A 24,127-nucleotide genomic window follows, 5' to 3' on the forward strand; every position below is an offset into this window, starting at 1 on the left:
TTTCATTAAAAAAAAATGATATTTGATGAATTTAATTTGATAATTTTTTATTTTTGCCAAAAATTTAATAACAATGGGAAAAGTCAAATTAGACGAAATAGACCACCAAATTCTGGATATGTTAATCGATAACACCAGAACTCCATTTACAGATATTGCTAAGAAACTACTAATATCCGCAGGTACTGTGCATGTTAGGGTTAAGAAAATGGAAGAGGCAGGCATTATTAGAGGTTCTTCACTTACTTTAGATTATGTAAAATTAGGGTATGCGTTTATAGCATATGTTGGTATTTTCTTGGAAAAGACCCATCAGACCAAATTTGTTTTAGAGCGTTTAAATCAAATACCTAACGTTACCATTGCACATATTACAACGGGCAAGTTCAATATATTTTGTAAAATAAGAGCAAAAGATACGACCCATGCAAAAAACATTATTTTTAAAATAGATGATATCGATGGTATTAGTAGAACAGAAACTATGATTTCATTGGAAGAAAGTTTTAATGATAAGAAAAGATTAATGCATACAATATTTAACGAATTGTAATACTTGTTTTTCTTAATACACAATAAGCCCAATTGTTTTAATGATTGGGCTTTTTTAGTAAACTACCCCAGAGCTTTATAATCTCGAATATCGATATAAATAGATACTTATGAAAATTTCAGATTTACAAGAAGATGAATTCAATTTTTTTTATGCTACATATTTAAGAAAACTAAATAATGATGAAGATCTTATATCTGCATTAGTAGATGGAAAAGAATGGTTTCAAACTTTTATTGGGGAGTTAAAAGATCACCAATTGTTATTTAGATATGGCGATGGAAAATGGACCATTGCGGAAGTTTTAGTTCATTTAATTGATACGGAACGTATATTTCAATATCGAGCCTTTAGAATTTCAAGAAATGATAAAACCCCAATGCCCGGTTTTGAACAAGATGACTATATTTTAGAAAGCAAGAGTAATGATCGCTCAAAAGCAGCTATTCTAGAAGAGTATCTTTCCGTTAGGAATGCTACAATTAGTTTATTTAAAAATATTTCTAATGATATAATGACAAGACGAGGTACAGCAAGTGGAATGTCCTGGTCTGTTGCCGCTTTGGGTTTAGCTATAAGCGGTCATCAAAGACATCATGAGCATATTTTAAAAGAGCGTTATTTAATTTAATCAAAATCTTCTTCGGTTTCTCTTTCAAAATTTAAATATAGCGCCTTGGTCATATCTTCTGACTGCATAACCTCTTCAGGGGTTTTTGGCTCAAGTTCTTTTTCTAGATTTTCTTCAAAATTGGCAATGAAGTTAGAGAGGCTCTTACTGATTTTTATAAGATAAAGGGTATCGGCTGTCTTTAATTGAACAGCTTCTACATAATCTCCTTGTACATTTTTAAAAGTGATGATATCCTCATCCCCATAACCATAAGGATAAGTTTCAATTAGTAGTGCCGCCAATTGATGGTCTAATTTACGATAATCTATAAGTCTTCTGGTCATAACTATTTTGGTTTAAGACGGTTATAATTTTCTTAATCCAATCTAGTAATTATCTAAGTGCAAATGTATTTTGAGTTGTGAAAGTAGTGTTTTTGGTATATGAAGTTTTTAAACTTTGTAGTAAGCAAATGCTTCGAAAAATAATTCTATGGGTATCTGTAGGTCAACTTGTGGCGAACCTATCGTTTTTAGCAGAACAAAATTCACTTTTCCGTGAGAATTTTTCTTATCATACTTCATTAGTTTTAAGATAGACTCAATATCATTATCCGAAAATTCTACTTTATCGTACCTGCTTAAAAAGGTGTTTTTTATATCGGATAATGATTCTGCCGTTAATCCTAATAATTTATGAGATAAATACCCTTCTAATATCATTCCTAAGGCAATTGCTTCGCCATGTAATAGCATTTCTTTAGCATCACTTTCTAAAAAATAGGATTCTATGGCATGGCCTAGCGTGTGACCGTAATTCAATATTTTTCTAATATTTTGTTCAGTAGGGTCTTGTAATACTACTTTATTCTTTATTTGTATTGAGGTAAGAATATGCTTTTTCATGTCCTCTAAACTTTTAACTTCTTTTAAAGCGTGCCAATAGGGAGCATCCTGAATTAAGCCATGTTTCAGCATTTCTGCAAAACCGCTTATAACTTGTCTGTTTTCTAACGTGTCCAAGAAATCTGGCACAACCAACACCATAACAGGCTGATTAATAACACCTATTTGGTTTTTAAGTGCGCCTAAGTCAATGCCAGTTTTTCCACCTACAGAGGCATCTACCATAGATAAAAGCGTAGTAGGAACATTAATAAAGTCTATACCCCTTTTAAATGTAGAAGCTACAAAGCCTCCCAAATCGGTTAAAACTCCTCCGCCTAAATTTATTAATATACTTTTTCTATCCGCACCTAATTCAGATAGGGCTTCCCAGACACCAACACATGTCTCTATATTTTTATTAACCTCACCAGATTCAATTTCGATAATTTCAAATTGGTAGTCGCCATTAATCTCTGCCATAAATTGTGGTAAACATAATTCATGTGTGTTTTCATCAACTAAAATGAAAATAATGGAATATTTCATTTTTGCTAAATGAGTGTTTAGCGATTGAAATGCTTTTTCATTAAAATGTACAGCGTAAGAGTCGGAAATTATGGAGTTCATTTTGGTCGAAAAGTAAATTTTATTTTGACCACAAAATAAAGGTTATTTTTAGTCTTAGGATTATAAATTGTGTTATTATCTTTGATACCTGAATAAATGATAAAAAATGGACCAGATTTTTGAAAATACCGCAACTGCATTCGCACTAAAATCGGATTCTGAACTAGAAAGGGCTTATTTTCTCTTTAAAATGATTTCAAATGAACCATTAGTTAAACTTGGTTCGGCAGTGACTAATTTTGCATTTAAAGCTCATTTACCAGTTGAAAGATTGATAAAAGCTACGGTGTTTGACCATTTCTGCGGTGGTGTCAATGAACGAGATTGTCTTCCGGTTGTAGATAAAATGTGGAGTAAGGGAGTGAGTTCCGTACTAGATTACTCGGTAGAAGGGAAAGATGAAGAGGACCCTTTTGATACGGCTACAAAAATGATATTGACCATTTTAGATTTTGTAAAAGAAAAGGAAGCCATACCCTATGCTGTTTTTAAACCTACAGGGTTTGGTCGTTTTGCGCTATATCAAAAAATTTGTGAGAAAAAAGAACTAACTAAAAATGAGGAGGCAGAATGGCAACGGGTTGTAAACAGATTTGATCAGGTGTGTAAAAAGGCCCACGATTTAGAGGTTTCCTTATTAATTGATGGAGAGGAGAGTTGGATGCAAGACGCAGCAGATGACCTTGTTGAAGATATGATGCGTAAATACAACAAAAAGAAACGAATTGTATTTAATACCCTACAGGCCTATAGATGGGATCGTTTACCATATTTAAAATCGTTACATGAGCGTGCTAAAAATGACGGGTTTTTAGTGGGTATGAAGGTTGTTCGTGGTGCTTATATGGAAAAAGAGAATGAAAGAGCTCAGGAAAAAGGGTATACTTCTCCAATTTGTAAGACTAAGGCAGATACGGACAACAATTTTAACGCTACCATCGAATACATGATTGAAAATCTTGATACGATTTCAATTTTTTCTGGTACACATAATGAAGAAAGTTGTTACCTTTTAATGGATTTAATGGAGAAAAAAGGAATTGAGAAAAACAACGAACATGTTTGGTTTGGCCAATTGTATGGTATGAGTGACCATATCTCATATAATTTAGCTGCTAACGGCTATAATGTTGCCAAGTATTTACCATTTGGACCTGTAAAAGATGTTATGCCTTATTTAATAAGAAGAGCAGATGAAAATACCTCTGTTGCTGGGCAAACTAGCAGGGAATTAAGGTTACTTAAAAAAGAAAGAAAACGTAGAAAAATATAATAATGTAAATTTATTGGCACCGCCAAAGGGTATAATACCCCGAGGCTTGCCTCGAAATTAAAAGTTCGTTTCGGGCGAATGCCTCGTGGGCTTGCCCCGAGGTAGTTTATTGAACCTCTATTTTTTGAATTGTTGCTTTATTGCTGCAGTTTTTGACAGTAAAGGTCCAATCTTTTTCTTTTAATTCAGATTCAACAATATAGGTTTTACAGGGAACAGATTTAGTATCACTTTTACTAAAATCTACATCTCCTTCTGTTAATATGTATTTAATATCTAGCGAATCTAGTTGGTTTTCCGTCATTTTTAACTTTACCTCATCACTATAATACATTGGTTTAGAACGAATATCTTTAAGGGTACGGCAATTTGGTAAGTAGCAGAAATAAACACCGGTTTCATCGGATTTCTTTTTAAAGAACATGGTTAAAAAAACGATACCGATAGATAAACCTACCAAGAAAAAACCTAACCTTTTTAGAAAATCCATATAACCTTATGTAGAAAATAATTAAAAACGTAAAATTATACCTTTTTAGAAGGATAGGAAAATGAAAAGGCTTAGTAATCTAAAAAATCAAGAAATTAATATCGCTATACTGCAAATCGAACCATTCACCGACAGATTTATTGGTAAGAATACCATGATACATATAAAGTCCGTTACGTAAACCTTTATCAAAACGAAGCGAATTTTCAAGTCCGCCATCTTCACCAATTTTTAATAAATAGGGCGTAAAAATATTACTTATGGATACTGAAGCGGTTTTTGGATATCTAGAAGGTATATTTGGAACACCGTAATGTATAACATCGTACTTTTTCCTAGTAGGCTTGTTATGATCTGTTATTTCACTAGTTTCAAAACAACCGCCAGTATCTATACTGACATCGATAATTACAGCACCTTTTTTCATATGTTCTACCATGGTACTAGAGACCACTACAGGCGATCTGTCTTTTCCTCTTGTTGCGCCAATGGCAACATCGCAACGTTTAAGGGCTTTTAAAAGGTTTTTTGGTTGTATGGTAGATGTATAAACCGTTTGTTTTAAGTTGGTCTGTATATTTCTAAGTTTGGTTATTGAATTGTCAAAAACCTTTACGTTGGCTCCAATACCAATTGCTGATCTAGCTGCAAATTCGCCTACTGTACCTGCACCTATAATTACAACTTCTACGGGTGGAACACCACTAATGTTACCGAACATTAGTCCGTTACCATTATTGTTAGCGGCCATTAATTCGGCAGCAATTAAAACAGAGGATATACCAGCAATTTCACTTAGCGAACGTACAGCTGGGTATTTGCCTTCTTCATCTCTTATGTATTCAAAAGCTATAGCAGTAATACGTTTTCTTGCTAATTCTTCAAAATAGGCTTTGTATTGCGTTTTTATCTGAAGCGCAGAAATAATTACGGTCTGCGGATTTATATATTCAATTTCTGTTAAAGTAGGAGGCTCTACTTTTAAAATTAGTGGACAAGCGAATACCTTTTTAGTATCTTTTGTAATTTCACCACCTGCTTGTGTATAATCTAAATCTGAATAATTAGCTCCCTCACCAGCTCCAGATTCTATTAAAATACGATGACCATTCGACGTTATTGCATTAACGGCATCGGGCGTTAAACAAATACGTTTTTCTTGATATTGGTTTTCTTTAGGTATACCAATAAATAATTCTCCTTTTTGTCTAAAAACCTCTAAAGTTTCTTCTTGTGGAAGTAATTGGTGTTTACTAAATGGGGAGGTGGCTTGGCTCATAGCTAAAATGTACGTTATTCAAGTCTTTGACTTGAAACTCAAATGTACAATTTTTAAAGAAATGTATTTTACACTATTGTTATCGAAGATATACTTTTAAAACTTAAAATTTAGCCAACCTTGAATTCGTTCTTGAACTCCTTTTAATATATTTTCGATATTACCGGTAGATAGCTTAGTATTCAATTCATCCGATAAAGAGGGTATCTCCGAATCTTCAATTTCTTCCGAAGCCGTATTGAATTTTTTAGTAGTAGGATTTATATTTTTGTCTTTTAACTCTTTTAGCTCCGCATCCATTGCTTCTAAATCAATACCGTGAACATGCTTATCATAAAGTTTTATTCTAATAAAGTAAACAATAGGAATGGTTATCATACAAATAGGGATTAACCACCAAATATTGTCTGTATCTATATAATCATCTGAGTCGTAAAACACTTCAAATAATTGAAATGCATACATGGCAATTGGAATAATAATGATATGGTACCACCAATCTCTAGATGTTAAAAACCAAAAAATCATTAAATAAAGAGGGACAATTTTAGATGTTAAAAACCAAAGAAATGTTTGCGTACTTGGAAAGCCATGATTTCCGATAATTATGCCTAAAATAGATACATCTCCATTGGAATCATATGGTAAATAATCATATACTTTATATAAAAAAGGAGAAATTGCTATAAAAAATACTAGTAGTGATTCTAGAAAAATCTTTTTTTTAGCTTTTTTTCTTTTTGCTTTACTAATCATTTTACATAATAATATTACACTATGCTAACGAATTAAAATAGTAAATATTATATATAAAAAAAGAGCAATAAAATTGCTCTTTAATTCTAAAAAAAATAATGGTTAAATTCTTTTAGTCAGCTCTTTCTTGTCAACATTAAGATTTTGATTATCGATATCGATAATCGGTGCAGCTAAAGCTAAAAGAAATACACCTAAAGCGATAGATGCTAAAAACGTTCTCTTGTTTTTCATTTTCAAGGGATTTTTGGTTCTGTAAGAAATAGTTCTCATACAAACCTAAGAAATATTAGGGATATTGCATGTATTTAAACGTTAAAATTGAGCATTTCAACCGATTTTATAATCATTTTATCGATATAAATGTTTTTCATCGAAAAAATACAATTTAAACGCATAACAAATGATGTCTCTTTTTTACTCAATTAGACAAACTACTTATTTGTTTGTATTTTACAACTAATTTTGTAGGGTTAATTTTCTAGTTTTTGCATCTATAATTTCTATTATTATAATTTGAGCGTCTGGTGGTACTAGGTTTGGTATTTTCTCTGGCCATTCCATAAATACCCAAGCATCTGTGCTTAAATAATCTTCAAGCCCCATGTCCAAAGCTTCATTTTCATCTTCAAGTCTATAAAAATCAAAATGATACCCCAATAACTCGCCATTAGCTTTTGCATATTCATTTACTAAACCAAATGTGGGGCTACTAACATTGTCTTGCCCATCTAATTCTTTTACCAACGCTTTAATTAAAGTGGTTTTACCTGCGCCCATAGGTGCGTAAAACGCTAGGATATTACTAGCTGAATTCTTAATAATCTCCTTGGAAATTTTTCTTAATTCATTTAATCCATAAATAAATTCCATATTTATAAGTTTATTTAGGCTCCAAAACTACAAAAGGAATAATCATTTCTTCTAAAGATATTTCTCAATATTTATATGTATTTCTGTGTTAACTAAAAAAAGGGTGGTAGATATTTGGATAAGCAAAAACTAGTTATTTTTAGCAAATAGATTGGGGTTACTCATGTTTATACTTGAAAGATAAATGAATTTTGGGTCCTTGGCTGCTTGCTCATTGTTTTTTTATAGGTACGCTTCTAATTGTTTTTAGCTTAGAGTAATACAATTATCAGAATTTCTAATTTTTCATTATATTTTAATTTTGACCCTCTTAATATTTGAGAGTACTAGTTAATATCTATATGATTTTTTTAAAGCAACACGCCAGATTAACTTAGATTTTGAATGCAGCTAATACTAAATTAAAAGATGAAGAAGTATTGGGAAATTAATGGAGGAATTCTTAGCTTAGTTTTTGCTATTTTGCGTGTAACTGTAACTATGTATAGATTGGGTTACATCTTAGGAAAAGATTTATAGCATATAATTAATAATTAAAAGACTTATACTGTTGAAGAATAAAGATATATTAAGATTAGAATAGTTATTTTGGTCAATGTTTATTACAATTTGCTGCCTTTATATTGGTTATGAGTTGGGTAAAGATTTATTCATAATGTTTAATTAATGAATTTTATTTTGATGAATTCCTCCAAGTAAATTAGAGGAATTTTCACATTATCAATTCAATTTTCTACTTAGGCTCCAAAACTATAAAAGGTATGATCATTTCTTCCAAAGAAATTCCACCATGTTGGTAGGTGTTTCTGTAATAACTAACATAATGGTTGTAGTTATTTGGGTAAGCAAAAAACAAATCATTTTTAGCAAATATATAGGAGCTACTCATATTTATACTTGGGAGGTAAATTGACTTTGGGTCCTTGGCTGCTAATACATCATTCTTTTCATAGGTTAAACTTCTGCCTGTTTTATATCTTAAATTTAAACTTGTATCGCGATCACCTACAACCTTAGAAGGCGACTTAACATTTATAGTTCCATGATCCGTAGTTATAATCAATTTCATCCCCAAAGATTGTGCTTGTTGAATAATCTCTAGCATAGGAGAATTTTTAAACCAACTAGTGGTTAATGACCTGTACGATTTATCATTCGATGCCAGTTCCTTAATTACCTCCATTTCTGTTTTAGAATGTGATAACATATCTACAAAATTGTAGACTATTACCGTAAGGTCATTATCTTTTTGTGCCTTAAAATTTTGACTTAAATGCTTGCCTTGTTTTAGGCTACTAATTTTATGGTATTCCCATTTTAAATTAAGACCAAGTCTTTTTAACTGTTCTTCTAAAAATTTGTCTTCAAACAGGTTTTTACCACCTTCTTCCGTATCGTTTTTCCACCAGTCAGGATATTTTTTTTCCATATCCAGTGGTGTCAATCCGGAGAAAATCGCATTACGTGCGTATTGGGTAGCGGTGGGTAGAATACTATAATAGGAATTTTCTTTTTTCTTTTTATAAAATGAGTTTACCGAGTCTTCAAATGCATACCATTGATCATAACGTAAATTATCCACGACAATTAGTAAAGTTTTTTGATCTTTAATTTCTGGGGCTATCCATTCTTTAAAAAGTGTATGCGACATTACGGGAGCATCAGCATCGGTAAACCAATCGGCATAGTTTCTATCTACAAATTTCCCAAATTGTTGATTGGCTTCCGTTTTTTGAGATTCCAAAATTTCGAACATGCCGCTGTCTTCAATTTCCTCTAATTGCAGTTCCCAGTAAATGAGCTTTTTATACAAATCTACCCATTCTTGGTAGCTATTAACCATGGAAAGATCCATGGCAATTTTTCTAAATTCTTGTTGGTAATTACTTGTCGTCTTTTCTGAAACTAATCTAGAATGATCTAAATTCTTTTTAAGTGAAAGTAATATCTGGTTAGGATTTACAGGCTTTATAAGATAATCTGCAATTTTAGAGCCTATGGCTTCTTCCATTATAAATTCTTCTTCACTTTTTGTAATCATAACTACAGGCAACGAGCTATCAATAACTTTAATTTCTGAAAGGGTCTCTAAACCAGATATACCTGGCATATTTTCATCTAAAAAAACAATATCTACTCTAGTTTTAGCTAATTCTTCGAGCGCTTCTTGTCCACTTATGCAGGTAATTACTTCATAATTTTTAGTTTCTAAAAAAATGATATGTGGTTTAAGTAAATCAATTTCATCATCTACCCATAATATTTTTATCTTATTCATTGAATTATTATTTACTGATAATCAATTTCTATCCTAATGCTTTTATATAACTTTGAAATGTTAATTACAGAAAAGACAACACTATCTTGAAGACATCAAACAAATTGAAAATCTTTAATGACCCAATATATGGTTTTATCCGCATACCTAATACCCTTGTTTTCGACCTAATCGAAGATTCTTATTTTCAAAGACTTCGAAGAATATCTCAAATGGGATTATCTTATTTGGTTTATCCTGGCGCACATCATACCCGTTTTCATCATGCTTTAGGCTGTATGTATTTAATGCAAAAAGCTATACAAGTACTTCGTTTTAAGGGTGTTGAAATTTCTGAGTCTGAGGTAGACGGACTTCTTGGTGCTATTCTTTTGCATGATATTGGCCACGGACCTTTCTCACATGCCATGGAGCATAGTATCGTGGAAGGGGTGAGTCATGAGTTTATATCGCTTCAGTTTATGCAAGAACTTAATGAGCGATTTAACGGAAGTTTAACGGTAGCCATATCTATTTTTACTGGTAAGCATCCAAAAAGGTTCTTGAACCAGTTAGTTTCAAGTCAGTTGGATATGGATCGTTTAGATTACCTAAAAAGGGATAGTTTTTATACAGGTGTAGCAGAGGGTAATACAAATGCTGAACGTTTAATTACAATGTTGAACGTGGTGGATGGTAATTTAGTTATTGAAGAAAAAGGAATTTACTCCGTAGAGAAGTTTCTTATGGCTCGTAGGTTTATGTATTGGCAGGTGTATTTGCATAAAACAGCGGTGGTAGCGGAAAGATTGTTGATTTGTATTTTAAAAAGGGCCAGATTCTTATTTGAAAAAGGAGAAATCTTAAATTGTAGTGATGCCTTAAGCTATTTTTTAACGCATCATATAGATAAAAATAATTTTGATAAAGCAGTCCTTGCAAAATTTGCACAGCTTGATGATGTTGATATTCTTGCCGCTTTAAAAGAATGGCAATATTGCAACGATTTTGTTTTATCATCCCTTTGTAAAATGATTGTTAATAGGAGGCTACTTCATATTAAAGTAAAAAAAGAACCTATAAATGAAACTAAATTTCAATCGAAGTTTACCAAAATTAAGAAGTTATATAAACTAACCGATGAAGAAACTTCGTATTTTGTGTTTAAAGGTGAGCTAAAGAATAAAGCATATGACCGAGAACATCAAAACATTAATATCTTGAGGAAGAATGGCAAGATTACCGATGTGGCAAAGTTATCTGATCACCTTAATTTAAATGCGCTTTCTAAAACGGTGACAAAATATTATATGTGCTACCCTAAAGAAGGGGTATAACTATTTTTCTTACTTTTACGCTCATGAAATTTACAGCAGGTCAGATTGCAGGTATATTAGAAGGGGAAGTTCATGGAAATCCAGAAATAGCAGTACATAAACTTGCAAAAATCGAGGAGGGGGAAGAAGGTTCTTTAACTTTTTTGGCAAATCCAAAATATACTTCATTTATATATACTACGAACGCTTCTATAACTATTGTTAATAAAAGCTTTGTTCCAGAACAAATTCTTAAAACAACTTTAATAAAAGTTGAAGATGCCTATAAATCATTTTCTAAGTTATTAGAGTATTACAATCAGGTTAAGAACAATAAAGTTGGTATTGAAGAACCTGTTTTTAAATCGGATACAGCAACATTTGGTACGGACGTTTATCTTGGTGCATTTTCGTATTTAGGTAATAACGTTTCTTTAGGGGACAATGTAAAGGTTTATCCTAATGTCTATATTGGCGATAATGTAAAAATAGGTGATAATGTTACTATTTTTGCCGGTGCCAAAGTATATTCCGAAACCATAATCGGGGATAACTGTGTGGTCCATAGTGGCGTAGTTTTAGGTGCGGACGGATTTGGATTTACCCCTAATGATAAGGGTGAGTTTGCTAAAGTGCCACAAACAGGTAATGTAATTTTAGAGGATAATGTAGATGTTGGCGCGGGTACAACTATAGACCGGGCAACTTTAGGTTCTACTATTTTGAGAAAAGGAGTAAAGCTCGATAACCAAATACAAATCGCGCATAATGTAGAAATTGGTGAACATACCGTAATTGCTGCACAAACGGGAATTGCAGGTTCAACCAAAATTGGTAAGCATTGTATGATCGGTGGTCAAGTTGGTATTGTTGGGCATATTGTAATTGGGGATTTTGTTAAAATACAAGCACAATCTGGTATTGGTAGAAACGTTAAAAGCCACGAAGTACTACAGGGATCACCTGCATTAAATTATGGCGATTATAACAAATCATACGTACATTTTAAGAATTTATCGAAAATAATTAATAGAATCGACACCTTAGAAAAGAAAGACTGACGATGAGTATAACAAATAACAAACAAAGGACAATTGGTAAAGAGGTAAGTCTAACGGGAGTTGGTCTGCATACCGGAAGTAACGTTACTATAAAATTTTTACCAGCTAGTGAAAATCATGGCTATGCATTTAAAAGGGTAGATTTAGAAGGCGAACCTATTATACCTGCTGATGCAAACCTTGTGGTGAATACACAAAGAGGTACTAATTTAGAAAAGAATGGTGTAAAAATTCAAACTTCGGAGCATGTATTAGCAGCGTTGGTTGGTCTAGAAATAGACAATGTACTAATAGAGCTGAATGCCGCAGAGCCACCAATTATGGATGGTTCTTCAAAATTCTTTGTTGAAGTTTTGGAAAAGGCAGGAATTGTTGAACAAGATGCAATTAGGGATGAATATATCGTTAAAGAAGTAATATCATTTAAAGATGATAAAACTGGTAGCGAAATAACCATTATCCCTTCAGATGAGTATCAGGTGATGACCATGGTAGATTTTGGCACCAAAGTTTTAGGAACACAAAACGCAACTTTAGATAAGCTTTCAGATTTTAAAGCTGAAATTTCTAATGCGCGTACGTTTAGTTTTCTTCATGAGTTGGAAATGCTTTTGGAAAACGGTTTAATTAAAGGAGGAGATTTAAATAATGCGATCGTATATGTAGACAAGGAAATTTCTGAAGCAACTATGCTTAAATTAGAAAAGGCCTTTAATAAAAAGAAACTTTCTGTAAAAGCTAATGGAATTTTGGATAACTTAACTCTACATCAACCCAACGAAGCAGCAAGACATAAACTTTTAGATGTTATAGGTGATTTAGCCTTAATAGGCACGCGTATACGTGGAAAAATTATTGCAAATAAACCAGGACATTATGTTAATAATCAGTTTGCAAAAAAACTTGCCCAAATAATAAAATTAGAAAAGAGAAACTACGTACCAAAGTACGATTTAAGTTTACCTCCACTGATGGATATTCATAAAATTATGGATATGCTTCCTCATAGACCGCCATTTTTGTTGATTGACCGTATTATTGAACTTTCTGATGAACATGTTGTTGGGATGAAAAACGTGACTATGAACGAACCATTTTTCACTGGTCACTTTCCTGGAGCTCCAGTAATGCCTGGTGTATTACAGGTTGAAGCTATGGCACAAACGGGTGGTATTTTAGTTTTAAGTACCGTTCCGGATCCTGAGAATTATTTGACCTTGTTTATGAAAATAGATAAAGTGAAATTTAAAAGACAAGTACTGCCTGGAGATACATTAATATTCCATTGTAGTCTAATTACTCCTATTAGAAGAGGTATTTGCCACATGCAGGCATACGCTTATGCTAATGATAAATTGGTTAGCGAAGCAGAGTTAATGGCTCAAATAGTTAAAAGAACTTAGAATGAATCAACCTTTAGCTTATATACATCCGGGTGCTAAAATATCTAAAAATGTTGTAGTAGAACCTTTTACAACCATACACAACAATGTAACAATTGGGGATGGTACTTGGATAGGTTCTAATGTAACAATTATGGAAGGTGCACGCATAGGTAAAAATTGCAATATTTTCCCTGGCGCTGTGATTTCAGCTTCTCCGCAAGATTTAAAATATGATGGGGAGGATACAACTGTTGTTATTGGTGATAATACTACTATTAGAGAGTGTGCAACTATTCATAAAGGCACATCGGATCGCATGAAAACTGTTATTGGCAAAAATTGCCTCATAATGGCTTATTGTCATGTTGCCCATGATTGTTTAGTTGGCGATAATTGTATTTTTTCAAATAACTCAACCCTAGCTGGTCATGTTACTATTGGGGACAATGTTATTCTTGCAGGCTTAGTAGCGGTACATCAATTTGTTTCTGTTGGTCAACATGCTTTTGTAACAGGAGGTTCTTTGGTTAGAAAAGATGTGCCCCCTTATGTAAAGGCGGCAAGAGAGCCATTATCATATGTAGGTATAAATTCTGTTGGTTTAAGAAGAAGAGGATTTGTATCCGAAAAAATTAGAGAGATTCAGAACATTTATCGTATTCTTTATCAAAAAAATTATAATAATACACAGGCTGTACAAATAATTGAAGCGGAAATGGAAGCAACTCCAGAACGTGATGAAATTTTGCAGTTTATTCGTGATTCTCAACGTGGTATCATGAAAGGATATTTCAGCAATAACTGAATAGGAAGTAGTAAATAATTAGTATTTAGATTAAGTGATTAGCATTTAATAAAATCAAACAACGAACAACGAACAACGAATAATACAATATAAAATAATGGCATCTACATCAGATATACGCAAAGGATTATGTATTCGATACAATAATGATATCTATAAAATAATTGAATTTTTACATGTAAAACCAGGAAAAGGCCCTGCTTTTGTTCGTACTAAATTAAGAAGTGTTACCAATGGTAAGGTCTTGGATAATACGTTTTCGGCAGGTCATAAAATTGATGATGTAAGGGTTGAAACACGTTCGTACCAATATTTATATCCTGAAGGTGAAACCTATCATTTTATGAATACGGATGATTATAATCAAATTACGCTACAAGAAAGTTCTTTAGATGCTCCAGGTTTATTAAAAGAGGGTGAAATAGTTACGATTCTTTTTAATACGGAAGATAGCATGCCATTGTCTGTAGATATGCCTGCAAGTGTTGTTTTGTCTGTTACCTATGCCGAACCAGGTGTTAAGGGAAATACGGCAACTAATGCAACAAAACCAGCAACTGTAGAGACAGGAGCAGAGGTTAATGTACCTTTATTTATTAATGAAGGAGATAAAATAAAAATTGATACTGCTACTGGTTCTTATATGGAACGCGTAAAGGAGTAGTTTTTACTAATATTTAATAATTAGAATCTAAAGGTCAATTGAAATTTCCGACTACTTTTTCTTTAAAACAAATTGCTGATATCATCTCTTGCGAATATGTAGGTCAAGATGATTACCCTGTTCTTGGCATGAACGAAATTCATGTTGTAGAGAAAGGGGATATTGTTTTTGTTGATCATCCTAAATATTATGATAAAGCTTTACAATCAAAGGCTAGTATCATCTTAATTAACAAAAAGGTAACGTGCCCAGACGGTAAGGCCTTGTTACTTTCGGATGATCCTTTCAAAGATTTTAATAAGCTTACTACATTTTTTCAACCATTTGTACCTTGTAGTCAATCTATTGCTGCAACAGCACAAATTGGGAAAAATACCGTAGTGCAACCAAATTCGTTCATAGGAAATAATGTGGTTATTGGAGATAATTGTATCATACACTCCAATGTATCAATTTATGATAATTGCATAATTGGCAACAATGTAACCATACACGCGGGTTCCGTTTTAGGTGCAGATGCATTTTATTATAAAAAACGTCCAGAAGGCTTTGATAAATTAATATCAGGCGGAAGGGTCGTTTTGAAAGATAACGTTGATATCGGTGCTCTTTGTACCATTGATAGGGGAGTTACGGGTGATACGACTATAGGATTCGGAACCAAATTAGATAACCAAGTACATGTTGGTCACGATACGGTAATTGGCGAGAAATGTTTAATAGCTTCGCAAACGGGTATTGCAGGTTGTGTAATTATTGAAGATGAAGTAACACTCTGGGGGCAAGTTGGGACCAATAGCGGAATAACCATTGGTTCTAAAGCCGTTATTATGGGGCAAACCGGAGTAACAAAATCTGTGAAGGGAGGTAGGAGTTATTTTGGCACTCCTATTGAAGAATCACGTGAAAAGCTGAAACAATTGGCATATATCAAGAAAATTCCAGAAATAATTAAAAAAATGGATAAGAAATAAGGGCGTGAATGCTATAAAAGTCATTAACAACTTATATTTTTGTTCTAATCAAAAAAAATAAAACTACAGTAGTATGAGCGTATTAGTAAATAAGGATTCAAAAATAATCGTACAAGGTTTCACGGGTAGTGAAGGTACTTTCCATGCCGGACAGATGATTGAGTACGGTACTAATATCGTAGGTGGTGTTACTCCGGGTAAAGGCGGACAGGAGCATTTAGGAAAACCTGTTTTTAACACGGTTGCTGAATCTGTTGAGAAAGTGGGTGCAGATACTACTATCATTTTTGTTCCGCCAGCATTTGCTGCAGATGCAATTATGGAAGCTGCAGAAGCAGGTATTAAAGTTATTATTACAATCACAGAAGGTATTCCTGTTGCCGATATGGTAAAAGTTGCCAACTACATTAAGAATAGAGATTGTCGTTTAATTGGTCCTAACTGTCCTGGTGTAATTACTCCAGGTGAAGCAAAGGTTGGTATTATGCCAGGTTTTGTTTTCAAAAAAGGAAATGTAGGTATCGTTTCTAAGTCGGGTACACTTACCTATGAGGCTGCTGATCAAGTAGTGCGCCAAGGGTTAGGTATTACAACTGCAATAGGTATTGGTGGCGATCCAATTATTGGAACAACTACTAAAGAAGCTGTAGAGCTTTTAATTAATGACCCAGAAACTAAATGTGTGGTTATGATCGGTGAAATCGGCGGACAGTTAGAAGCAGATGCAGCTCAGTGGTATAAAGCTAGTGGAAGTAAAAAACCAGTTGTTGGTTTTATCGCTGGTGAAACTGCTCCCGCAGGTAGAACAATGGGTCACGCAGGTGCAATTGTAGGTGGTAGCGATGATACCGCACAAGCCAAGAAGCGTATTATGAGAGAATGTGGAATTCATGTTGTTGATTCTCCAGCAGAAATTGGATTGAAAGTAAAAGAGGTAATGGGTTAATAACTCATATTTTTCATATAAAATCCCGTTTATAGCGGGATTTTTTTTAGCCTATAAATTAAACAAAAGGTATATTTGGTAAACTACGATAGTAAATAGGGAACTTATGAAATTATTAGAAGATAAAAACGTAATTATTACAGGAGCAAGTAGAGGAATAGGTATGGGCATTGCTCAAATTTTTGCCGATCATGGAGCTAATGTAGCTTTTACTTATAGCTCTAGCGAAGCACCTGCTCTTGAATTAGAAAAAGAATTAAAAGCTAAAGGCGTTAATGCCAAGGCCTATAAAAGTAATGCAGCTAGTTTTCAGGAAGCTGAAGAATTGGTTACTAAAGTTTTAGAGGATTTTGGAGGACGAATTGATGTGTTGATCAATAATGCGGGTATTACAAAAGATAATCTGCTAATGCGTATGTCAGAGGCCGATTTTGATACGGTAATCGATATCAATTTAAAGTCTGTTTTTAATATGACCAAAGCGGTGCAACGTACCTTATTAAAACAACGTAGTGGGTCTATTATAAATATGAGTAGTGTTGTTGGTGTCAAGGGTAATGCAGGACAAACTAACTATGCTGCATCTAAAGCTGGTATGATCGGTTTCACAAAGTCTGTAGCACTTGAATTAGGTTCAAGAAATATTAGATGTAATGCCATTGCGCCTGGATTTATTGAAACTGAAATGACCGATAAGCTTGATGAAAAAACGGTACAAGGATGGAGAGATGGTATTCCATTAAAGCGTGGTGGTTCTACCGAAGATATTGCAAATGCATGTCTATATTTTGCTTCGGACCTTTCTAGTTATGTTACGGGACAGGTGCTGAATGTAGACGGTGGTATGCTTACCTAAGTCAAAATAGATTTTCTTTGGAGCAGGAGTATGCTGTTCCTTTTTTAAGTTCAACTTTATAACATACATGGAAAGCATAACGGTATTGTTTATTATTCTTGCTGCGATAGTAGCGCTGGGTATCGTTGTTTTTCAATACATTTATAAACAAAAGGCTAAAAGCAAAATTCATTGGCTTTTAGCTTTTTTGCGTTTTGTTGGTGTTTTCGGATTACTGTTACTTCTCATTAATCCTAAGTTCTCACAAAAATTATATACCCTTGAAAAACCTAATTTGATAATTCTTGCTGATAATTCCACCTCTATTTCAGAAAGTAAAAATGAGTTGCAGCAGTTAATTTCTGAATTAAAGGAATCTAAAGGAGTAACGGACCGATTTAAAATAGCATCCTATAAATTTGGATCTGATTTAGATGCTCTTGATAGCCTTTCATTTGCAGATAAGAATACTAATATCTACAAATCACTTTCCTCCTTAAAAGATATTTATGCTCGGGAGCAAACCGTAACTATTTTACTTTCAGATGGTAATCAAACTATTGGGAAAGATTATAGTTATCTAAAATCTAATCAGAATGATGTTATATACCCAGTTATATTAGGTGATACCACAAAGTTTAAAGACATTTCAGTTGGCCCTATATTAACAAATAAATATGCTTTTCTTAATAATAAATTCCCGTTAGAAACATACATTTCATATCAAGGGAATTCACCGGTTTCTGCATCGGTTTCGGTGAAAATGAATAATACGATTGTACATAAAGAAAATCTAAAATTAGATGCTCAAGATAACTTTAAGACGTTAGCTATAGAAATTGATGCCAATGCAGTAGGAATTAAAAACCTACTTGTAGAAGTGACCCAATTGCCCGAGGAACGTAATATTGAAAATAACCGCAGAGGTACTAGTATTGAGGTTATCGATGAAAAAACCAAAATTGCTTTAATATCAGATATTTTGCATCCAGATCTGGGTGCGCTTAAAAAGGCTATTGAAAGTAATGAACAACGAGAAGTTACTATTTTAAAATCGAACGCGCCGAACAGTACTTTGGAAGAAATTGACTTGTTTATATTTTATCAGCCAACATCAAGATTTAAAAATTCTTTTGACCTTGCTAAAAACAAGAATGCCAACATATTCATTATTACTGGCACTAAGACAGATTATTCTTTTTTAAATAATGCAAATGTTGGTTTTGAAATAGAAAATGGTTACCCTGAACAAGAAATTTTTGGGTTACTTAATAACGGTTTCACGAAATATGACATCGCTAAGTTTGACCTTACGGATTTTCCACCTTTAGTAAGTGATGCCGGACCTATTTTGATGACGACTGGTTACGAAACCTTGCTAGGTACTCAGATAAAAGGATTAGATGTGCAACAACCATTATTGGCTGTTATGGACCATAACGTAAGTAAACGGGCATTTTTAGCAGGGGAGAACCTATGGAAATGGAGAATGCAGACGTATAGAAATACAAACGATTTTGTCAATTTCGATGAATTTATTGGGAATTTGGTCCGCTATTTAACCAGTTCTAAAAACAAATCGAGATTGAATGTTGATTATGAAAAAGTATATGAGGGTAGTAGCAATGCAGTACTTACCGCAACTTATTTTGATGAAGCATTTATATTTGACCCAAACGCAAAAGTTAACATAAAGGTTACGAATACAAAAACGAAAAGGGTTCAAACAATTCCGATGGTCTTAAGGAACGGCTATTTTGAAGCTGACCTTTCTAACCTAGTTGCCGGTTCCTATGAATTTATTGTTTCGGTAGAAAAAGAAACAAAAACTGAGACAGGTTCTTTTGTAATTTCGGAGTTCGACATGGAAAATCAGTTTGTATCTAGTAATAATGGTAAAATGGAACATTTAGCTTTTAATGCAGGTGGAAAACTGTTTTACCCTGCGCAAATCAAAGATTTAATATCGGAATTAAATGAAAATCAGGCTTATGTGCCCACTGAAAAAAGCACTGAAAATATTGTATCTTTGATTGATTTTAGAATGCTTTTGGCAATCATTGTTTTTGCCTTCGCAGTAGAATGGTTTATTAGAAAATATAACGGATTAATTTAAAATAACACGAATGGATAAGTTACCAAAGATTGCATTACCCGCAATATTTATTTTTATTGTATTGATTATAGCTATTTCAAAATCTACAGTTACAATTGACTCCGGTCAAGCTGGTGTTTTGTATAAAACGTTTGGTGGAGGTGTAGTGACAGATGAGCCACCTATGGGAGAAGGTTTTCATTTGGTTGCTCCTTGGAACAGAGTAACAGTATATGAAGTACGACAACAAGAAGTTCTTGAAAAAATGAATGTATTGTCTAGTAATGGTTTGGATATTAAATTGGAAGCATCTGCATGGTTTGAGCCAATACGCAATGATTTAGGAAAGTTACATCAAGAAAAAGGTGAAGATTACATTCAAAGAGTATTACTTCCAACAATTAGATCGGCAGCCCGTTCTGTAGTAGGGCGTTACACACCAGAACAATTATATTCAAGTAAAAGAGATGCTATTCAGCAAGAGATTTTTGATGAAACGCAGAAGATTGTATCGGGGCAGTATATTCAATTAAATGAGATATTAGTTAGAGATGTTACTTTGCCTCCAACTATTAAAGATGCAATTGAAAGAAAATTAAAGCAAGAGCAAGAGTCATTAGAGTATGAGTTCCGTTTAGTAACAGCAAAGAAAGAAGCTGAAAAAGTAACTATCGAGGCACAAGGTAAGGCAGATGCGAACAGAATTTTAAGTGCTTCATTAACAGACAAAATTCTTCAGGATAAAGGTATCGACGCGACTTTAAAATTGTCCGAGTCTCCAAATTCTAAAGTAATCGTAGTTGGTGGTGGAGAATCTGGCTTGCCATTAATTTTAGGTAATAATTAAACACTTTGTTCATTTTTTTGTTTCATTTTAAACTTTTGTTTTGTGAAACGGAAAATACCTTTTACTTTTACAACATAATGAAGAACAGAACTACACATCATCATATTCATACGCACGCTTAGGCGAGGTAGGAATGTATTGTAGTAGTACAACATATTTAAAACCCGTTTGAGCAATCAAACGGGTTTTGTATTTAATCCAATTTTGATTGTTTAAGCATAACAACTAAAAAATGACAAAAATTAGAATTGCTATTCAGAAAGCAGGAAGATTAAACGAGGAGTCCCTTCAAGTTTTAAAAGATTGTGGAATTTCCATTGATAATGGTAAAGATCAGTTGAAAGCCTCATCAAGAAACTTTCCTATGGAAGTTTTTTATTTAAGAAATGGTGATATTCCTCAATATTTAAGAGATGGAGTTGTAGATATTGCAATTATTGGTGAGAACGTTTTAGTAGAAAAAGGAACGGATATAATAATAGCTGAAAAATTAGGCTTTTCTAAATGCAAAGTATCTTTAGCGGTACCAAAATCGGTTAAATATAATTCAGTTAACGATTTTGAAGGAAAACGTATTGCAACATCTTACCCAAATACCGTACTAAATTACTTAAAAGAAAAAGGGGTTAAGGCGGACTTACATATTATTAGTGGTTCTGTAGAAATTGCACCAAATATTGGTCTGGCAGATGCCATTTGTGATATCGTTTCTAGTGGTAGTACATTGTTTAAGAACAACCTGAAAGAAGTAGAAGTTATGCTTACCAGTGAAGCTGTGTTGGCTGTTTCACCAAAAATTACAGTAGAGAGAAAAGAACTTCTTGAAAAACTACAATTTAGAATTCAGTCGGTGTTAAGAGCTAGAGGTTCTAAATACGTTTTACTGAATGCTCCAAACGATAAGTTAGACGGTATTCTTAAATTATTACCAGGAATGCGTAGTCCAACAGTATTGCCTTTAGCGGATGAAGGTTGGAGTTCTGTACATACTGTTATTAATAAGGATAAATTCTGGGAAGTAATCGATGAATTGAAGAAAGCTGGCGCAGAAGGAATACTTGTTTGTCCAATAGAGAAGATGGTATTGTAAGATAGTATTAAGTACTGAATATTAAGTATTATTTGGAATTGATATGAGTTGAAAATGTTCATTGTTCTATTTACATTTTGTAAACCAACAACGAACAACTATCAACGAACAACTAAATAAAAAATGAATAAAATATATAATCCAAAGAGAGCAGATTGGTCGAAGGTATTAAAACGCCCGACCCAAACTGTTGCCGATATTGAAGGATTGGTCAATACTATTTTTGAGGAAGTTAAACTGGGTGGCGATAGTATCTTAAAAAAGTATACCGAACAATTCGACAAGGTTAGCTTAGATAGCCTTTTGGTGTCAGAAGATGAAATTGAAGAAGCTAAAACTCTAGTTTCAGAAGAACTGAAAGCAGCTATTCAATTAGCGAAAGCTAATATCGAAGTTTTTCATACTGCTCAGAAAACGGGTAGGGTCGAAGTGGAAACTGCTGCGGGAGTTTCTTGCTGGCAAGAGAAAAGACCGATTCAGAAAGTGGGATTGTATATTCCTGGCGGAACAGCGCCATTATTCTCCACCATTTTAATGCTGGCGGTACCGGCAACTATTTCTGGCTGTTCAGAAATTGTACTTTGTTCGCCTCCCGATAAGGAAGGAAAGCTGAATCCTGCTATTTTGTATACGGCAGATTTATGCGGAGTTACCAAAATTGTAAAAGTAGGGGGAATTCAAGCAATCGCAGGGATGACTTTTGGCACTGAAACCCTACCGCAAGTGTATAAAATATTTGGACCAGGAAATCAGTATGTTACCGTAGCAAAGCAAATTTCTACAAAACACGGTGTCGCTATAGATATGCCTGCTGGTCCGTCAGAATTATTGGTTGTTGCCGATGATTCTGCGAATGCTGCTTTTGTTGCTTCAGATTTATTAAGTCAGGCAGAACATGGGGTGGATAGTCAGGTGATCTTGGTATCAACTTCTAAAGCGATGATAGATGCTGTCGAAATAGAAGTAGAAAATCAATTAGAAGAATTACCTAGAAAAGAAATTGCAAGACAAGCCATCGCAAATAGTAAATTGATTTTTGTTGATAACCATCAAGATGCTATTGATTTAATTAATGAATACGGACCAGAGCATTATATTGTTTGTGTAGAAAATGAAGATTTTTATATTGACAATACTCAAAATGCAGGTTCTGTTTTTATTGGTAATTATACTCCAGAAAGTGCAGGAGATTATGCTTCTGGCACCAACCATACTTTACCAACAAATGGATATGCTAAGCAATATAGCGGAGTAAATTTGGATAGTTTTATGAAGAGCATGACTTTTCAGAAAATTACAAAAGAAGGTATACAAACCATAGGGAAAGCAATAGAATTAATGGCAGAGGCAGAAGGATTAGAAGCGCATAAAAATGCAGTAACCTTAAGATTAAATAGCCTTAAATAAAAGAGTATTGTCTGGTCGAGCGCAGTCGAGACCTTAATAAATTAATAATGAGTTTCAACTTAGATAAAATAACACGAGAAAATGTAAAGGGCTTAAGTCCGTATTCTTCTGCACGCAACGAATATGTATCTGATGGTTCTACAATGGTTTTCTTAGATGCGAATGAGAATCCGTTTGAAAACGGAGTAAATCGGTATCCTGATCCCCAACAACGAGGTTTAAAAGCAATATTGGCTGAACAGAAGGATATTAAAGAAGAAAACATTCTTTTAGGTAATGGTAGTGATGAAGTGCTAGATTTGTTGTTCAGAGCTTTCTGTGAGCCTAAACAAGATAATATCATTACACTTCCACCAACATACGGAATGTACAAAGTGCTTTCTGGTATCAATCTAGTAGAAAATAGAGAGGTTTTATTGACAAATGATTTTCAGCCTAACGTTGAAGAAATCCTAAAAACGATTGATAGCAATACTAAACTATTGTTTATCTGCTCTCCGAATAATCCTACAGGAAATAGTTTCTCAACTAAAGCTATTGAGCAGCTGTTGAAATCTTTCAGCGGACTAGTTGTTATTGATGAAGCATATATCGATTTTTCATCCGAAGAAAGTTGGACATCAAAACTTGGAGAGTATCCAAATTTAATTATTACACAAACCTTGTCAAAAGCTTATGGTATGGCAGGTATTCGTTTGGGTATTTGTATTGCATCGGCAGAAATTATTGCTGTAGTCAACAAAATTAAACCTCCATATAACGTAAATCAATTAACACAAGAGAAAGCAACTACTCGTGTGTTAGATACCAAGTCCATAAATAATGAGGTTAATGAGATTTTAGCGGAACGAACAAAACTTGAAGAAACTTTGAAAACAGTATCTTTTGTTACTACCATTTATCCAACAGATGCTAATTTCATACTAGTCAAAGTAGATGATGCTACACTTCGTTATAATCAATTATTAAAAAAGGGAATTGTAGTTCGCAATAGAACTACACAACCTTTATGTGAAAATACCTTGAGATTTACCGTTGGTACATCCGAAGAAAATAATAGTGTAATTATTGCCTTAAAAGAGTTATCCAAATAA

At 33.5% G+C, this 24,127-nt stretch carries 24 protein-coding genes; 16 read left to right on the forward strand and 8 right to left on the reverse strand.

Features of this window, described 5'->3' with window-relative positions; translation table 11 throughout:
• Positions 1-73 precede the first annotated feature (73 nt).
• Both BTR34_RS16825 and BTR34_RS16830 read left to right on the forward strand, forming a co-directional pair.
• Complete coding sequence (locus BTR34_RS16825) at positions 74-553, forward strand: Lrp/AsnC family transcriptional regulator (RefSeq protein WP_068484929.1); 480 nt, start codon at positions 74-76, stop codon at positions 551-553.
• Between the two features lie 109 nt (positions 554-662).
• Positions 663-1,184: a DinB family protein gene (locus tag BTR34_RS16830; protein ID WP_068484928.1), complete on the forward strand. Its 522-nt coding sequence runs from the start codon at positions 663-665 to the stop codon at positions 1,182-1,184.
• On the opposite strand, the gene BTR34_RS16835 is transcribed toward BTR34_RS16830, so the two are convergent.
• Together BTR34_RS16835 and aroB are read right to left on the reverse strand one after the other, a co-directional pair.
• The gene (locus BTR34_RS16835; protein WP_068484927.1) at positions 1,181-1,510 is read right to left on the reverse strand and encodes a hypothetical protein; all 330 of its coding nucleotides are present in this window, start codon (positions 1,508-1,510) and stop codon (positions 1,181-1,183) included. The two genes, BTR34_RS16830 and BTR34_RS16835, sit on opposite strands and share 4 nt — an antisense overlap.
• Positions 1,511-1,618: 108 nt before the next feature.
• The gene (aroB, locus tag BTR34_RS16840; protein WP_068484926.1) at positions 1,619-2,680 is read right to left on the reverse strand and encodes a 3-dehydroquinate synthase; all 1,062 of its coding nucleotides are present in this window, start codon (positions 2,678-2,680) and stop codon (positions 1,619-1,621) included.
• A 106-nt stretch (positions 2,681-2,786) separates the two neighbouring features.
• On the opposite strand from aroB, the gene BTR34_RS16845 reads away from it, so the two are divergent.
• A complete protein-coding gene (locus BTR34_RS16845; protein ID WP_068484925.1) occupies positions 2,787-3,953 on the forward strand; it encodes a proline dehydrogenase family protein in 1,167 nt (388 codons plus the stop codon).
• A gap of 106 nt (positions 3,954-4,059) precedes the next feature.
• On the opposite strand, the gene BTR34_RS16850 is transcribed toward BTR34_RS16845, so the two are convergent.
• From BTR34_RS16850 to porX, 6 genes are all read right to left on the reverse strand, one after another.
• Positions 4,060-4,443 (reverse strand): DUF4258 domain-containing protein, encoded by a 384-nt coding sequence (locus BTR34_RS16850; protein ID WP_068484924.1) that lies wholly within the window; start codon positions 4,441-4,443, stop codon positions 4,060-4,062.
• Positions 4,444-4,522: 79 nt separating this feature from the next.
• Positions 4,523-5,722 carry an alanine dehydrogenase gene (locus BTR34_RS16855; RefSeq protein ID WP_068484923.1) on the reverse strand — a complete coding sequence of 400 codons (1,200 nt, stop codon included), beginning with the start codon at positions 5,720-5,722 and terminating at the stop codon, positions 4,523-4,525.
• Positions 5,723-5,818: 96 nt separating this feature from the next.
• Positions 5,819-6,478, reverse strand: coding sequence for a hypothetical protein (locus BTR34_RS16860; RefSeq protein ID WP_068484922.1), 660 nt, complete (start codon positions 6,476-6,478; stop codon positions 5,819-5,821).
• A gap of 102 nt (positions 6,479-6,580) precedes the next feature.
• Positions 6,581-6,712 (reverse strand): hypothetical protein, encoded by a 132-nt coding sequence (locus BTR34_RS19195; protein ID WP_262493635.1) that lies wholly within the window; start codon positions 6,710-6,712, stop codon positions 6,581-6,583.
• A 225-nt stretch (positions 6,713-6,937) separates the two neighbouring features.
• On the reverse strand, positions 6,938-7,351 hold the full coding sequence (gene tsaE / locus BTR34_RS16865; RefSeq protein WP_068484921.1) for a tRNA (adenosine(37)-N6)-threonylcarbamoyltransferase complex ATPase subunit type 1 TsaE: 414 nt from the start codon (positions 7,349-7,351) through the stop codon (positions 6,938-6,940).
• A gap of 733 nt (positions 7,352-8,084) precedes the next feature.
• Positions 8,085-9,629, reverse strand: coding sequence for a T9SS response regulator signal transducer PorX (gene porX / locus BTR34_RS16870; RefSeq protein ID WP_068484920.1), 1,545 nt, complete (start codon positions 9,627-9,629; stop codon positions 8,085-8,087).
• Positions 9,630-9,715: 86 nt separating this feature from the next.
• Here porX and BTR34_RS16875 point away from each other — a divergent pair, with 86 nt between their 5' ends.
• The 13 genes from BTR34_RS16875 (at position 9,716) to hisC (ending at position 24,127) form a co-directional block, all read left to right on the forward strand.
• A complete protein-coding gene (locus BTR34_RS16875) occupies positions 9,716-10,945 on the forward strand; it encodes an HD domain-containing protein (protein WP_068484919.1) in 1,230 nt (409 codons plus the stop codon).
• A gap of 23 nt (positions 10,946-10,968) precedes the next feature.
• Positions 10,969-11,985 (forward strand): UDP-3-O-(3-hydroxymyristoyl)glucosamine N-acyltransferase, encoded by a 1,017-nt coding sequence (gene lpxD, locus BTR34_RS16880; protein ID WP_068484918.1) that lies wholly within the window; start codon positions 10,969-10,971, stop codon positions 11,983-11,985.
• A 2-nt stretch (positions 11,986-11,987) separates the two neighbouring features.
• Positions 11,988-13,388: a bifunctional UDP-3-O-[3-hydroxymyristoyl] N-acetylglucosamine deacetylase/3-hydroxyacyl-ACP dehydratase gene (locus tag BTR34_RS16885; protein WP_068484917.1), complete on the forward strand. Its 1,401-nt coding sequence runs from the start codon at positions 11,988-11,990 to the stop codon at positions 13,386-13,388.
• Between the two features lies 1 nt (position 13,389).
• Complete coding sequence (lpxA, locus tag BTR34_RS16890) at positions 13,390-14,175, forward strand: acyl-ACP--UDP-N-acetylglucosamine O-acyltransferase (RefSeq protein WP_068484916.1); 786 nt, start codon at positions 13,390-13,392, stop codon at positions 14,173-14,175.
• Between the two features lie 97 nt (positions 14,176-14,272).
• Positions 14,273-14,839, forward strand: coding sequence for an elongation factor P (gene efp, locus BTR34_RS16895; RefSeq protein ID WP_068484915.1), 567 nt, complete (start codon positions 14,273-14,275; stop codon positions 14,837-14,839).
• A gap of 38 nt (positions 14,840-14,877) precedes the next feature.
• A complete protein-coding gene (locus BTR34_RS16900; protein ID WP_068484914.1) occupies positions 14,878-15,813 on the forward strand; it encodes a UDP-3-O-(3-hydroxymyristoyl)glucosamine N-acyltransferase in 936 nt (311 codons plus the stop codon).
• A 73-nt stretch (positions 15,814-15,886) separates the two neighbouring features.
• The gene (sucD, locus tag BTR34_RS16905) at positions 15,887-16,759 is read left to right on the forward strand and encodes a succinate--CoA ligase subunit alpha (protein ID WP_068484913.1); all 873 of its coding nucleotides are present in this window, start codon (positions 15,887-15,889) and stop codon (positions 16,757-16,759) included.
• Positions 16,760-16,865: 106 nt separating this feature from the next.
• Positions 16,866-17,615 (forward strand): 3-oxoacyl-[acyl-carrier-protein] reductase, encoded by a 750-nt coding sequence (fabG, locus tag BTR34_RS16910; RefSeq protein WP_068484912.1) that lies wholly within the window; start codon positions 16,866-16,868, stop codon positions 17,613-17,615.
• A gap of 67 nt (positions 17,616-17,682) precedes the next feature.
• Positions 17,683-19,710, forward strand: coding sequence for a hypothetical protein (locus BTR34_RS16915; RefSeq protein WP_068484911.1), 2,028 nt, complete (start codon positions 17,683-17,685; stop codon positions 19,708-19,710).
• A gap of 10 nt (positions 19,711-19,720) precedes the next feature.
• Positions 19,721-20,536: a prohibitin family protein gene (locus BTR34_RS16920; protein WP_068484910.1), complete on the forward strand. Its 816-nt coding sequence runs from the start codon at positions 19,721-19,723 to the stop codon at positions 20,534-20,536.
• A gap of 232 nt (positions 20,537-20,768) precedes the next feature.
• Positions 20,769-21,626 carry an ATP phosphoribosyltransferase gene (gene hisG / locus BTR34_RS16925; protein WP_068484909.1) on the forward strand — a complete coding sequence of 286 codons (858 nt, stop codon included), beginning with the start codon at positions 20,769-20,771 and terminating at the stop codon, positions 21,624-21,626.
• Positions 21,627-21,749: 123 nt separating this feature from the next.
• Complete coding sequence (gene hisD / locus BTR34_RS16930) at positions 21,750-23,033, forward strand: histidinol dehydrogenase (protein WP_068484908.1); 1,284 nt, start codon at positions 21,750-21,752, stop codon at positions 23,031-23,033.
• 47 nt (positions 23,034-23,080) lie between these two features.
• Complete coding sequence (gene hisC, locus BTR34_RS16935) at positions 23,081-24,127, forward strand: histidinol-phosphate transaminase (protein ID WP_068484907.1); 1,047 nt, start codon at positions 23,081-23,083, stop codon at positions 24,125-24,127.

The organism is Maribacter hydrothermalis, from assembly GCF_001913155.1.
GTDB lineage: Bacteria > Bacteroidota > Bacteroidia > Flavobacteriales > Flavobacteriaceae > Maribacter > Maribacter hydrothermalis.

Bases quoted from the DNA above. Each gene is read 5' to 3' on its own strand.
- BTR34_RS19195 (WP_262493635.1), bottom strand. From the start codon at position 6,712: ATGAAAAACAAGAGAACGTTTTTAGCATCTATCGCTTTAGGTGTATTT.
- tsaE (WP_068484921.1), bottom strand. From the start codon at position 7,351: ATGGAATTTATTTATGGATTAAATGAATTAAGAAAAATTTCCAAGGAG.
- BTR34_RS16860 (WP_068484922.1), bottom strand. From the start codon at position 6,478: ATGATTAGTAAAGCAAAAAGAAAAAAAGCTAAAAAAAAGATTTTTCTA.
- BTR34_RS16835 (WP_068484927.1), bottom strand. From the start codon at position 1,510: ATGACCAGAAGACTTATAGATTATCGTAAATTAGACCATCAATTGGCG.
- BTR34_RS16920 (WP_068484910.1), top strand. From the start codon at position 19,721: ATGGATAAGTTACCAAAGATTGCATTACCCGCAATATTTATTTTTATT.
- BTR34_RS16825 (WP_068484929.1), top strand. From the start codon at position 74: ATGGGAAAAGTCAAATTAGACGAAATAGACCACCAAATTCTGGATATG.
- lpxA (WP_068484916.1), top strand. From the start codon at position 13,390: ATGAATCAACCTTTAGCTTATATACATCCGGGTGCTAAAATATCTAAA.
- BTR34_RS16845 (WP_068484925.1), top strand. From the start codon at position 2,787: ATGGACCAGATTTTTGAAAATACCGCAACTGCATTCGCACTAAAATCG.
- sucD (WP_068484913.1), top strand. From the start codon at position 15,887: ATGAGCGTATTAGTAAATAAGGATTCAAAAATAATCGTACAAGGTTTC.
- porX (WP_068484920.1), bottom strand. From the start codon at position 9,629: ATGAATAAGATAAAAATATTATGGGTAGATGATGAAATTGATTTACTT.
- hisG (WP_068484909.1), top strand. From the start codon at position 20,769: ATGACAAAAATTAGAATTGCTATTCAGAAAGCAGGAAGATTAAACGAG.
- efp (WP_068484915.1), top strand. From the start codon at position 14,273: ATGGCATCTACATCAGATATACGCAAAGGATTATGTATTCGATACAAT.
- fabG (WP_068484912.1), top strand. From the start codon at position 16,866: ATGAAATTATTAGAAGATAAAAACGTAATTATTACAGGAGCAAGTAGA.
- BTR34_RS16885 (WP_068484917.1), top strand. From the start codon at position 11,988: ATGAGTATAACAAATAACAAACAAAGGACAATTGGTAAAGAGGTAAGT.
- hisD (WP_068484908.1), top strand. From the start codon at position 21,750: ATGAATAAAATATATAATCCAAAGAGAGCAGATTGGTCGAAGGTATTA.
- hisC (WP_068484907.1), top strand. From the start codon at position 23,081: ATGAGTTTCAACTTAGATAAAATAACACGAGAAAATGTAAAGGGCTTA.
- BTR34_RS16850 (WP_068484924.1), bottom strand. From the start codon at position 4,443: ATGGATTTTCTAAAAAGGTTAGGTTTTTTCTTGGTAGGTTTATCTATC.
- aroB (WP_068484926.1), bottom strand. From the start codon at position 2,680: ATGAACTCCATAATTTCCGACTCTTACGCTGTACATTTTAATGAAAAA.
- BTR34_RS16915 (WP_068484911.1), top strand. From the start codon at position 17,683: ATGGAAAGCATAACGGTATTGTTTATTATTCTTGCTGCGATAGTAGCG.
- lpxD (WP_068484918.1), top strand. From the start codon at position 10,969: ATGAAATTTACAGCAGGTCAGATTGCAGGTATATTAGAAGGGGAAGTT.
- BTR34_RS16855 (WP_068484923.1), bottom strand. From the start codon at position 5,722: ATGAGCCAAGCCACCTCCCCATTTAGTAAACACCAATTACTTCCACAA.
- BTR34_RS16830 (WP_068484928.1), top strand. From the start codon at position 663: ATGAAAATTTCAGATTTACAAGAAGATGAATTCAATTTTTTTTATGCT.